The following is a 13278-nucleotide window of genomic DNA, read 5'->3' as shown; positions in this document are numbered from 1 at the left end:
CACCTCAGCTGTCCGCGGGAAAAAATACCTTGTTCCCGTCCTTTCCCGTTTTCACGGTCACTTTTTCTTCCATCTTAGAAAGACTGTAATCAGACGAGGCCGCATTTTTTTTCAGTATAATAGCATCTGTAATGGTATCCGTATCTGATTTGCTGCTGTCCCTGCTGTCACCTTGCACTGCCAGATCGCTGTGTTCCGTGATATAATCTGAATAAGCGGATCCGGAACGTGAAATCACCCGGCGTGCCCCCTGCACCATCGACACCAGAAGAATAGACGCCAGAGAAACGATCAGAACCGCAACCAACGTCTCCGTCAGGCTCTCTCCCGCCCTGGAGCGAAGCCTTGCACGGACAAAGCTTCCGCATCCGCAGAATCCTTCCGCAACGTCCTTTTCCCTTCCGCTCTTATTAGAATTATCGCACAACTGTTTATCCTGCATTCTTCTTACTTTCCTTCGAGATCATCCGTATTCAAATAATTGAGAGCGGCTGTTCTCCAACAATTTGAGATCAGCTGTTTTCGAATAATATGAAATCGCCTGTCTTCAATTAACGAGATAAAACACGCTGCGCGAGTTTTATCTCGCTATCGCGACGCTCGCCGCACACGAATACTTCGCATTCGGCTGCGGCTCACTGTTCGCGTAAATCAAAGATCATCTGTATTTATTTAAGACATTCTGTCATTTATCAGCTCCGGGGATTCTGCGCGCTGATCGCGGAACCGGTGTAAACCCTGGCATCTCCCCATCCGAATCCGCTCAATGTCACGCTTCTGGTGATGGTCACCTTGTATGTTACCGAATCCCCGGTATCATCCGGATTCTGAGACGATCCTCCCGGTGCTGTACCGTTTTCATCTCCGGCTCCGGATGCCGTGCCCGATATGGACGAGTTTATTGCCGCTGTATTCGTGTCCTGTGTATACTGCAGTTCCCCTCCGTTTGCGGGGATCCTCACCAGACATCTTGCAGATGCGTTTTGAAAGGATGATGTTTGATTTCCGTTGTCATCTACCTTATAAGGATAAATCTGTGCTTCGATGTTCAGACCTTTGTCCATATATAAGTCCACACAGACTTTAATTGAATCACTGCCTGCTCCGACACTCAGAATATAAGACTGTTTGTTCAAGGAACTGCTATTCAGATACGTGTCGACAGCATCTGTGTAACCGTACATCCAGGTGTGATTGCCCGGAACGCTGTCACCGGTCCAGCTGTAGGTATTTGCACTGGAAATTCCGGGATTACCCGTTTTCGTTCCAAGCGTTCCGTCGTCTATCAGAACATAATCATGCCAGAACGAATCGATAATTTCTCCCGCGCGGACGCTTTCATATCCGGTAAGGTTCAATTGTGAGGTTAAACTCTGGTTTTGCAGATTGTCTTTCATATTCTTGAATGGAGATTCCGGCAGCCTCCCATTCAGGTAATCGGACTGGTCTGCCTGCGATATAGCCGGGCCTCCGCTTCCTTCCAAAGTGCTGGAATCAACAGATGTCCCGTCTCCATTCACTGTGCGATAAAAAGAAAACTCTGTACCGGCAGTCAAAGTATTATCCGCCGCATTGCAGATAATCTGCGTCCCGGAGGCAATGTCGTCCGCGCTTGCTGCTCCGGTGCTTTTATTCTTTTGAAGATTCAGAAGTTTCGGAAGGACTTCATCGTCCGCCAGATTCCTTCCCGCCATGCGCCGCACCACAAGCCTTGCCGTCGAATATACGGCATCCTTATCCTTTTCCGTCGAGGACAGGTTCTTCATCCGCCCCATCGAGGATGTCGCCGCAGCCAGAATTACCGACCCGACAATTGCGCATACCAGAAAAAACAGCAGCGCCACGGAAAGGCTTGCGCCTTCCTCCGACTTTATTTTTCTCTGAATCAGAACATTTCTCTTCTTTTTCATATAGTAGGCACTCATTCGATACATTGTACCGCAAACTGTATAAGCTACGGATTCCTCCGTGCTGCGCGCTCCCGCAATCCTGCGAGTATTCGCATTCCCGCAATTTCAGGAGTATTCGCATTCCCGCAATCCCAGGGGTATTCGCATTCCCGCAATCCCAGGGGTATTCACAATCCCGCAATCCTACAGGCATTTGGATTGCCCGCGTTCATGTCACAATATCTATAAAACCAGCCGCTGTACTGCTTCGAACAAAACGCACACACGCCGGTTAATGATAAAAAATTATAACGAGAATATTACATTTTATAATAGCAACAATGATCTCTCACGTCAAATATTCGTTGATTTTCGCAACACCTGAAGCACTTTGCCGCATAACATAAATTTGCTTATTCAAGGCTTCACATCAAATTTGTTTCTTCCGTATCTCAGATGATCTCAGATGGGATTTAAGGGTATTCCCGGCATCCGCATCACTCCGTGATTTCGTGACATTCCGAATGATTCGCTACCATCACAAGAAGGTATCAGTTTCTTGTTTTCAGTATTCTGCACAATTTTATCAGATAATAATCGTCTATTACTCACGAATTTGCACTTCTCCCTCTCCTTATTGTTGACTATAATTGTCCAGTATATTACAGTTAATTCATAGGATCTATCTGCTCTTTGAAATACAAATGCAATTATCTTACAGAACGTATGAAATCATATGAATAAGAGACGGAAGAATAAATTCTCAAGCCGAAAAAGGAAGAAGACAAATGCTGATCACCCGGGAAACTGACTACGCTTTACGAATTCTCCGCGCTCTGGCGGACGGAAAACGACACAATGTCAAGGAACTCTGTGAGAGTGAAGCCGTTCCGCAGCAGTTTGCGTACAAGATTCTGCGGCGGCTGACAGAAGCGGGGCTTGTGAAAAGCGTCCGGGGCGTCAAAGGAGGCACAGAGCTTACCGGTGACCTTGGAAGCATCACTCTTCTGGATGTCATCCGGATCACGGAATCCGATTCCTATATTTCTGACTGCATGAGCCCGGACTGCCGCTGCACCTGGTCTGAAAAGAACTGCAGAAAATGCACGATTCATTCCAGGCTGTGTAAAATCCAGAATACGCTGAATCAGGAGCTTGCCAGGCAATCCATCCTGGACCTTCTGGAAAACGATGATACATCGTCATAACCGAATCCATAAAGTCAAGAGAGCCGCTTATCTCTGATATTGCTCATTAGATGAGTATTGCTCATTAGATCAGATATTGCTCATTAGAAAAGCAAATGCATCAATCCCGATATCGCTCATTATAGAAAGAGAAAACAGAGAACTCCATACCGGCAAAGCACAACACATCATCCCGGATAGGGCATGCCAACAGATAAGGACGACTTAAATATTAGATTAGGAAGACTTAAATATTTCAGGAAAAGGAGGCAGGTCTATGAACTACGCAACCACACAGAAACAAGAGGAACTCCGCGCGAAGGTCCGCGCCTTTGCCGAAGCCGAAATCAAACCATACTCTTTCGAATGGGACAAGGGCAATATTTTCCCGTCAGAGGTTGTTCGCAAGATGACCGATCTCGGCATCATGGGACTTCCCTACCCGAAGGAATACGGCGGCGCAGGACTTGACGTGACAAGCTACGCCATCGCCGTGGAGGAGCTCTCCAGAGTCGACGCCGGCGTGGGCGTTATCCTCTCCGCGCACACTTCTCTCGGAACCTGGCCCATCGCTGCGTACGGAACCGAGGAGCAGAAGCAGAAATATCTCATTCCTCTCGCGAAGGGCGAGAAGCTCGGCGCATTCGGCCTTACCGAGCCGAATGCCGGTTCGGATGCCGGCGGCACGGAGACCACCGCTGTACTGCAAGGCGACTATTACCTGCTCAACGGTGAGAAGATCTTCATCACCAACGGCGGAGAGGCCGACATCTACGTAATCTTCGCCCTCACCACGCCGGGAATCGGTTCCAGAGGCATCAGTGCCTTCATCGTCGAAAAGGGTATGCCCGGATTCGAATTCGGCGATCACTACGACAAGCTCGGCATCCGTTCCTCCGCAACAGCCCAGCTCCTGTTCAACAATGTGAAGGTTCCGAAGGAAAATCTCCTCGGACAGGAAGGACAGGGATTCAAGATTGCCATGAACACGCTTGACGGCGGACGCATCGGCATTGCCGCACAGGCGCTTGGCATCTCACAGGGAGCGTTTGAGAGCGCAATCGCTTACTCCAAGGAGCGCGTGCAGTTCCATAAGCCGATTGCCTTCCAGCAGGCGATCTCCTTCAAGATTGCAGATATGGCGACAAAGATCCGGGCATCCCGGATGCTCGTCTACAGCGCCGCGGAGCTGAAGCAGAACCATGAGCCCTATGCAATGGAGGCCGCGATGGCAAAGCAGTACGCTTCTGATACCGCCGTGGAGGTCTGTGACGAGGCCCTGCAGATTCACGGCGGCAACGGCTATCTGAAAGGCATGGATGTCGAAAGATTTTACCGCGACGCGAAGATCACAACGATCTATGAGGGAACCAACGAGATTCAGCGTCTCGTCATCTCAACTGCGATCCTCGGAAAGGCTCCGAAGGAGGCTTCTGCTCCGCTCTTCCAGCAGCAGCCGAATGTCACCGGCGCCCGCAGAAAAAAGATCCTCAAGGACGGCTCCGCACAGGAACGTGTCGAGGAACTGGTAAAGGATCTGAAAAAGGATGGCTATGACTTCACGGTCGGCATCCCGAAGGACACCCCGATCGCGAAAGCGGAACGTGTGGTATCCGCAGGAAAGGGCATCGGTCCGAAGGAAAACATGAAGCTGATCGAGGATCTGGCGGCAGCCGCCGGCGCGGCCATCGGCTCCTCCCGTCCGGTAGCCGAAACTCTTCACTACGTACCGCTCAACCGCTACGTCGGCATGTCCGGGCAGAAGTTCTCCGGCAACCTGTATATCGCCTGCGGCATCTCCGGAGCCGTTCAGCACCTGAAGGGCATCCGTGAGGCATCCACCATCGTCGCGATCAACAAGAATCCGAACGCGCCGATCTTCAAGAACTGCGATTACGGTATCGTCGGAGATGTGAACGAGATTCTCCCGCTTCTCACAGAAGCACTCGACACGGGTGAGAAGAAACCCGCTCCGCCGATGAAAAAGATCAAACGCGCTCAGCCCAAGAAGATGAAACCGCCGTACAGCCTCTATGTATGCGACGGATGCGGATACGAATACGATGCTGCCATCGGAGACCCGGCTGCCGACATCAGGCCAGGCACCCTCTTCGAGAAGCTTCCGGAGGACTGGGTATGTCCGGAATGCGCGGAACCAAAGGCAAACTTCACAAAGGTGGAATAATTCACGGATTCAGACAAAGGATATGACAAATTCCAGAACCGGCATATCGAAAGCCTGCAAAAGGCAGGCATGTCGTAAATCTGCAAAAGGCAGACATGTCGAAGATCTACTAAAGACAGGTATATAAAGGACAGGCATGTCGAATCATCATTATATAGGAGGAAACCATATGCATTGTGTAAGACAGGTGACGGACAATCTGTGGTGGGTCGGCGCGAATGATCACCGCACCCATCTCTTCGAGAATATTCACCCGATACCGAGAGGAGTCAGCTATAACGCATACCTGCTGAAGGATAAGCAGAACGTGCTTTTTGACACCGTTGACTGGTCGGCCTGCCGCCAGATGCTCGAGAACATCGAGTATCTGCTGGACGGCGCGAAGCTGGACGCTCTGGTGGTCAACCACCTGGAGCCTGACCACGCGGCATCTCTTCAGGAGGTACTGCTCCGCTACCCCGACTGCCGCATCTACTGCACGGAAAAAGGATTTATGCTGATGCATCAGTTCGGTTTTCACACGGACGGACACGAAACCATTGAGGTGAAGGAAGGCGACACTGCCTGCTTCGGAGATCATACCGTCGCCTTCGTGCAGGCACAGATGGTGCACTGGCCGGAGGCAATGGTTACCTTCGACACCACGAACGGCGTTCTCTTCTCCGCGGACGCCTTCGGCTCCTTCATTGCTCTGGACGGAAAGCTTTTCAACGACGAGGTGAATTACGACCGCGACTGGATCGACGAGTCCAGACGCTATCTCACAAATATCGTGGGAAAATACGGTCCGCATATTCAGAAGCTTCTGAAGAAGGCAGCTCCCCTGCTTCCCCAGATCAAATATATCTGCCCGCTTCACGGACTGGTATGGCGCAGCAATTTTGACTATCTCCTTGACAAATACCAGCACTGGAGCACCTATGAACCGGAAGAAAAAGCCGTCATGATCTGCTACGCCTCCATGTACGGCAACACCGAGGCGGCTGCTCAGGCGCTCGCCGCAAAGTTGGCGGAGCTCGGCGTCACCAACACGGTCGTATACGATGTGTCGAACACACACGTATCCTACCTGATCTCCGAGACCTTCCGTGTCAGCCACATCGTCCTGGCCTCGGTCACCTATAACCTCGGCATCTATCCGGTGATGCACAACTATCTGATGGATATGAAGGCGCTGAACCTCCAGAAACGAACCTTCGCCATCATCGAAAACGGCTCCTGGGCATGCAAGTCAGGGGATCTGATGCAGGACTTCCTCAACAACGAGCTGAAGGACATGACCATCCTGAATGAAAGGCTGTCGCTCGCCTCCGCGATGAAGGAAGAACAGGAAGACGATCTGACCAGCCTTGCCGAAGCAATCCGGGATTCCCTGAACGAAGTCTCCTGATTCGGGATTTTCTGAAGGAACCCCTGATTCGGGATTTTCTAAACGAAGCCCCCTGATCCTTAACAGAATACCCTCGCTGCGAAATCATCAAGAGCGTACCCGGGCAGAACAGCACGCGGGAAAACAGCTTTACAGGCTGCCTTCTCCGTTCACCTTCTTCCGCGTACGCTCTTGTGATGCGTTTCCTTTACCAGATAGAGCTCCCTGTCCGCCTTGTGAACCAGCCTTCTGAGCTCCTCCTCGCTTTCCACTCTTTCTACCACGAATCCGGCACTGCACCGGATCGGGACTGAAATTCCGGGAACGGAGGCGGCTGAAACAGCATCCTGCCAGCAGTCAATACGGTGCTGAAACTCCTCCGCCCGATCCGTTTTCATGAGAACCAGGAATTCGTCTCCTCCATAACGAAAGCAGCAATTTCTCGGAAAATACCGCGTGAGCAAAGATGCCACGCAGATCAGCACCTCATCTCCCGCCTCATGTCCTGCTTCATCATTATAACGCTTGAAATAATCGACATCCGCCATCATTACGGCGACCTGACCGCCGACATAATTCTGAAAAACTGTCCGGAGAGCCATCCGGTTTCCGATACCCGTCAGAGCATCTGTCATGGAAAGGATCTCCAGCTTTTTATTCAGGTTCTCCACCTCTATACGCTGCCGGATCTGCCTTACTTCAATGTGGTAGCGGGTGATCATGCCGGCGCATAGAAGCAGAGCGAGTGCCAGATAATTCAGGAAACTGATTCTCGCCGCTCCGTCTTCCAATTCCAGAGCAATGAAGAAAATACCGTGTGCCGACAGAATCAGAGCGATACTCATCAGCGGAGGCATCGTAACGAAACAGGTAAACACAATTTCCACTATAAAAAAAGTCAGCATCTGCTCTCCGGACTCATAATGGCGCAGCGACGCCGCCATACCCCAGAAAACCAGAATTCCGTAATAAAGAATGATAATCACATTTTCGCGCAGAAGATGCTTATTCAGGCTGATCTCGTTCCGCGAAATTCTTGTCATATGCACCGTGAAATATACACTTACCAAAATACATGTCAGGGCGCTGACCAGACTCCGCCAATAATGCAGAACAGCGAAATAGTAATGAACGCAGAACAGGGTCAGAATCACAATCTCAACTGCCGTAACCGCAGCTGAAATCTTCTTCAGGCGATAGATATTATCCCGGATGATTTCATCCTTCACATTTCTTGAAACATCCGGAAAAATCGTAAGCTTAAGTTTTTGAAAGAAGAAAGATATTTTTTCACGCATAATTATATTTCCATTTCGAATACGCCCGGAAAACTGCAAGTGTTTTCATAAGGCTCCTATATTTTTCAACAAGCTTACAAGCTTATTTACCAGTATACCATAAAACGGCAAACGAATTCTTAAGAATTAGAAGACCCCCAAAAACAGCATTTCCGGTACATCTATACCAGGTTTATTCCAATACTTATGTCAAATTTCTCTCAAGTATATGCCAGGCTTCTTCCGGGTACATATCAGGCTTTTACGATGCTTACATGTACACACTTTCCTCTAATAATGCTATAATAAAAATAGTTTTTTTTACGCGAACAGTGAGCCGCAGCCGAATGCGAAGTATTCGTGTGCGGCGAGCGTCGCGATAGCGAGATAAAACTCGCGCAGCGTGTTTTATCTCGTTTCATACAGTTTGTGGCACCATTATCACATCGTGTTTTACCGGAGAATCTATGAAAGTACGTAGAGAGAAGTTTCTGCAAGGGCTGACAAAATTAATCGTCGGGAGAGATCTGGACCTTTCTGCAGTCAAGGATCCCCGCCTTAAGTCCGATATCCTCAAAAACAACATCTTTTACAGCATCACCGCGTGTATTCTTCTCTGCATACTCGCACTGATCGGAGTGATCGGCTCTGTTTTATCTTTAGACAAGGGCTATGTGCTCTCCGGTGTCAACGCCACCTCTGTCTACCTTATCCTGTTTCTGACCAACGTTGTCTTCCTGCGGCTGGTGCTGTATGAGCAGAAAAAGCCCGCGGATGATATCACACGCAGCCATGCCGCGCTGATCTTCCATCTCTTCTGCGGTATCAACATGATTCTGGCAAGTCTGACCTTTTTTACCACGCAGAAGAACAGCAGCTTTTTCTTTGAATACATTCTGGTCACGATCATCGTCTATCTGCTGCCGCTCTCGGATATTCCGTCTTTTATCCGGAATGCCGCGATCAACATTGTGTCGATGATCTTTGTTCTGTGCTTCCTGCATTATAATATTGCGTGGCAGGATCTGGTCGATATCATTGCCCTGCATCTGATCTGCGGCTTTGTCAACTGGGTCCGTTGGATTTCCTTTCTTCAGACAGAAGGCATGCTGTTCTCCATTGAGAGCAAGAGGGATCTCTATTACACCAAGAGCAGGACCGACGCGCTTACCACCCTTCTTAACCGCTATGCGCTCCGGAAGGATTTTCCCGGCTACATCAATCAGAAGCTGTCACTGGCTCTGATCGATCTGGATTCCTTCAAACAATACAACGACAATTACGGTCATGAATACGGGGACAGGGTGCTGGAGAGGACCGGAAAAAAGCTCAGACATATTTTTCATGATTACGAGGATCGCTGCTATCGATATGGCGGAGATGAATTTTTGATTATTTCCAAAAACAATACCCGGATGTTCACTCAGAAACTACGTGAGTTTCAGAATTCCTGCGCGGAAACCGGGGATGACCTTCCTTTTACCTGCAGCATCGGATATTGCGTCGGCATTCCTCATGCGGAAGCCGATCTGCGCGCCCTGATCAAAATCGCCGACAATTATCTCTATAAGGCCAAAAGCGATGGAAAAGGCACGATGCAGGGAGCGCTGTCTCTTGCCAACGCCTCTGTCCGGATGATGACAGAGCAGCTTCTATCTCCCGCTACCGTAAAAAACACGGATGACGCCGTAAAATTTTTCACCCAGAATAAAATGTGCGGCAAATCATGGTCAATTGCCTATCTGAACGTCAACCGTTTTGCGGAAATCAATGAAACCATTGGCACACGGAACGGACAGATCATCCTTCAGGCCATTCTGAACATACTCCTGCGCTATTTTCCTGACTCGATCCTCTTCACCCGCGAGGTGGATCATTTTGTACTGTATTCGACAGTCCCGGATTCTGAATTCACGGACCGGATCCGAAAAGTTCAGTCCGACGTCGCCGCTCTGGAAAGCAGCCGGGTTGTCATTCTCCGTGCCGGAATTTATCACCATCACGATACCGACGCTCCTGCAGACTTCATTACCGGTATGTACAACGCGATATATGCGGCAAATCAGGCATATAATGTCACCTCTGGCGACAATTATCTCTGCATCTACGATGCCACACTGGAGCAGAAACGTGCCCGGGAGAACTTTGTACACAGCAATTTCATCGCTGCTCTGGAGGCCGGTCATATTGTTCCGTACTATCAGCCGATCGTCGGCTCCCTTTCCGGAACCACCAGCGGCTTTGAGGCACTGAGCCGGTGGATCGATCCGGAAAAGGGTATGATCTCTCCCGCTGATTACGTTCCTTACCTGGAAGAGAGCTTCGAGGCTTACCGTCTCGATCTGTACCTTCTGGAACAGGTATGCAGGGATATCCGGAAATACAGAGACAAGTTCTCGCAAAAGCTATTTGTCACGATTAATCTGTCTCAGACCGATTTCAAAATCATGAATATGCCGGAGGAAATCGAGCACATTGTCTCGCGGTATGGGATCCCAACGGAACAGATTCAGTTCGAGATCACGGAATCCGCCTTCGCGGAGACAAAGGTGATTCATGATGCCGTGAAGCAGCTGAACGCACGCGGATACCGGGTATGGATGGACGACTTCGGTGTCGGAGAGTCTTCCCTGTCCGCCTTTCATAATTACGAAGTCCAGGGTGTTAAGATTGACCAGTCCTTCTTCCGGGATCTCTCGAATCAACGGACCAAAATCATTATCAAGAGCATCGTTGATCTCTGCCATGAGACCGGCAGCATGATGATCGCGGAGGGAATTGAAACCAGAGAACAGCTCTGGTATGCACAGCAATGGGGTATGAACTTCATTCAGGGCTTTTTCTTCAGCAGACCGATCCCGCTCAATGATCTGATCGGCAGTCCTTTCGTCAGCAACGTTACAGACGAAGATACGGACCGCTTCTATCAGACCATGGCTAAGGTGAGTCTCGTGAATAATTTGCCGTTCCAGTATCAGAATCCGCAGAATCACCGGCCTCTTCTTCTGGCAAGAGCCGTCATTGTCCTCTGTCCGGATCAACAGCTGACACTCCTCCGCATCGACAAGGATATGCAGGATCTGCTGAAGGGCTCTGTGATCGCCGTGAACAAATATCAGTACTCCCTCAGACAGGACTTCAGCCTCTATGCGATCCTGACTGACGCGATCCGCAAAGTCGACGCGAAGCATCCGGCCTTTGGTTTCAGCGTTGAGCTGAATAATCAGAAGTACCACGCAACACTCAATCTCCTCGCAGAAAAAAGCAATGGCGAAATGGAAGGTTTTCTGCTTACCCTTGCCAATTTCGTCATTGCTCCATAAATCCTGGAATTATCATATTCCGGGATCATTATGTTCCGGAATCACGCTTCCGGGGATCATCTCTTCCCGGAGTCATGTTCCCTTAAATCATTTCTTCTTCAGATGCTTCAGCGCCGTCACGCCTGCCGCAACCGCGACAGCCGCTCCGACAGCCTTGGTGACTGCGCTGTCCTTCACGTCTTCCACCGCCTCGGCAGCCTTCTTCTTGTCGATCACCGGTTCAAAGTCCTTTTCCTCTGCCGCTCCGAGACGGATCAGAAGCGTCTCCAGGTCCGTGTTGCGCGCGAGCTTCAGAGCGCCCATGATGGCGGCCTTCTCACCTGCCCCGATCGGCCAGTCCTTGATCATCCTGCCGTCGTTCATCTTCACACCTGCAGTGATCAGATCGCGGATATCATAAATGGATCCCCACACCTCCGGAACCCCCCGGTCTACCTTGCAGAGGGTATAGACCGCTTCCATACCTGTGCGGATTGAGTACTCTGTCGTGAATACGGTATCCCGCGGAGTCTCCGCATATTGTCCGAGGAAGGCCAGATTCACGGATCCCTCCGGAACCACGAGCGGACGATCGCCATACTTTCTCGGCTCAAAGAAACTCGTTACGTAAGGCATCATGCATGGGGTGGTGTTGCACTCCTTGTCCGCAAGCTCATCGATATGATCTGCAGGAATTCCGATATGATACAGCCACTCCGCACAGAGCTCACGGCCGCTGCACATGAACATCGGCTTCTGGACGTAGTCGCCGCAGTCATCCCAGCAGTTCAGTCCGTAAACCCAGATCAGGCAGTGATCATCCGGCTGATCCTGGAACTGACCCTGGCGGTTTATTGTCCAGCTGATGAGCCAGCTGGAATCCTTCGCTGTCACGATTCCACCGGTTACTACCTTTCCGGAGAGCGGATCTCTGTGACAGATCTTCTCGATGGCCTCCAGAATCTCCTTGTTCGCCGTATCCACCGTCCAGGACTCCCAGCTGGTCTCCTTGATGTCCCGGAAGAATACGTCCGGATGACCGAAAGCGTCATCCTGAGCCGCCAGCTTCTTCCACAGCTCCACAGACGGGCCCTGTCCGTTCTCGATCTGAATCTCAGGCGCATGCGTCTGATCGCCGTAGGCAGAACCGTCGCCCTGCGAACCGTTTGTCACAAAGACCAGATCATCCTCAGTCAGATCAATAGCCTTATCCTCTCCGTCCTGTGTGTACTCCAGTCTGACAGCCTGTTTTCGCGAAGGCTTGCAGTCACAGACAATATTCGTCACCTGTGTATTGTACCGGATCACCGCGCCGGCATCCTGGATATACTTCACCATCGGAAGGATCATCGACTCATACTGATTGTATCGTGTGAAGCGCAGCGCACTAAGATCCGGGAGTCCGTCGATGTGATGGACATAGCGCTGCATGTACTTCTTCATCTCGAGAGCACTGTGCCATTTTTCAAACGCGAACATGGTCTGCCAGTAGATCCAGAAGTTCGTCCGGTAAAAGTCATCATCAAACATATCGTCGATGGTCTTGTCCGCCAGCTCCTCATCGCTGGCAAACATCAGCTTCAGCAGCTGCTTCTCCGCGCTCTTGTTCAGGTCATACTTCCGATCCGTGTGAGCATCCTGTCCCTGCTTCTCCGTTACACGGCAGAGGGAATAGTTCGGATCCTCCTTGTTCAGCTTGTAATACTCCGAAAAAATCGTTTCTCCGGGATTGACAATGGAGGGAATGGACCGGAACAGATCCCACATACATTCAAAATGATTATCCATCTCACGGCCGCCGCGCATAATGTATCCCTTCTGCGGGTCATGCAGACCGTCGCACGAACCTCCCGCAAGCGGAAGTGACTCGAACAGGGTGATATTCTCTCCCGGCATCTGTGCGTCCCGGATCAGATAACATGCAGCCGAAAGGCCTCCAAGGCCTGTTCCTACAATATACGCATGTTTCTTCTCAATTCCTTCCGGTTTCTCAGGTGTCGCAAATGCTTCATAATTTCCACTGCTGTAATACATGGCATGTACCTCCTGTATAACTGACCGTCAGTCAT

General features: G+C 50.4%; 8 protein-coding genes. 4 read left to right on the top strand and 4 right to left on the bottom strand.

The window, feature by feature from the left end; genetic code table 11:
* Nucleotides 1-4: 4 nt before the first annotated feature.
* A complete protein-coding gene (locus tag ACTQ1O_RS03580; RefSeq protein WP_441486141.1) occupies nt 5-442 on the bottom strand; it encodes a type IV pilus modification PilV family protein in 438 nt (145 codons plus the stop codon).
* 250 nt (nt 443-692) lie between these two features.
* The gene (locus tag ACTQ1O_RS03575; RefSeq protein WP_441486140.1) at nt 693-1910 is read right to left on the bottom strand and encodes a hypothetical protein; all 1218 of its coding nucleotides are present in this window, start codon (nt 1908-1910) and stop codon (nt 693-695) included.
* A gap of 767 nt (nt 1911-2677) precedes the next feature.
* Between ACTQ1O_RS03575 and ACTQ1O_RS03570 the strand changes: the two genes are divergently transcribed.
* From ACTQ1O_RS03570 to ACTQ1O_RS03560, 3 genes are all read left to right on the top strand, one after another.
* Entirely contained in the window at nt 2678-3097 is a 420-nt protein-coding gene (locus tag ACTQ1O_RS03570) for an RrF2 family transcriptional regulator (RefSeq protein WP_441486139.1), read from the top strand.
* A 256-nt stretch (nt 3098-3353) separates the two neighbouring features.
* Nucleotides 3354-5261: an acyl-CoA dehydrogenase family protein gene (locus ACTQ1O_RS03565; protein ID WP_441486138.1), complete on the top strand. Its 1908-nt coding sequence runs from the start codon at nt 3354-3356 to the stop codon at nt 5259-5261.
* 169 nt (nt 5262-5430) lie between these two features.
* Nucleotides 5431-6651 (top strand): FprA family A-type flavoprotein, encoded by a 1221-nt coding sequence (locus ACTQ1O_RS03560; protein WP_441486137.1) that lies wholly within the window; start codon nt 5431-5433, stop codon nt 6649-6651.
* 149 nt (nt 6652-6800) lie between these two features.
* On the opposite strand, the gene ACTQ1O_RS03555 is transcribed toward ACTQ1O_RS03560, so the two are convergent.
* Nucleotides 6801-7928, bottom strand: a complete 1128-nt coding sequence (locus ACTQ1O_RS03555) for a GGDEF domain-containing protein (RefSeq protein WP_441486136.1) — start codon at nt 7926-7928, stop codon at nt 6801-6803.
* Between the two features lie 446 nt (nt 7929-8374).
* On the opposite strand from ACTQ1O_RS03555, the gene ACTQ1O_RS03550 reads away from it, so the two are divergent.
* Nucleotides 8375-11230: an EAL domain-containing protein gene (locus ACTQ1O_RS03550; RefSeq protein WP_441486135.1), complete on the top strand. Its 2856-nt coding sequence runs from the start codon at nt 8375-8377 to the stop codon at nt 11228-11230.
* An 87-nt stretch (nt 11231-11317) separates the two neighbouring features.
* Here the strand turns inward: ACTQ1O_RS03550 and ACTQ1O_RS03545 are convergent, their stop codons facing one another.
* A complete protein-coding gene (locus tag ACTQ1O_RS03545) occupies nt 11318-13243 on the bottom strand; it encodes an oleate hydratase (protein ID WP_441486134.1) in 1926 nt (641 codons plus the stop codon).
* Nucleotides 13244-13278 lie beyond the last annotated feature (35 nt).

This window comes from Bilifractor sp. LCP21S3_A7, assembly GCF_052118825.1.
Lineage (GTDB): Bacteria > Bacillota > Clostridia > Lachnospirales > Lachnospiraceae > Bilifractor.
The sequence above is the reverse complement of the archived record's forward strand: the minus strand, read 5'-3'. Positions and strand labels throughout refer to the sequence as shown.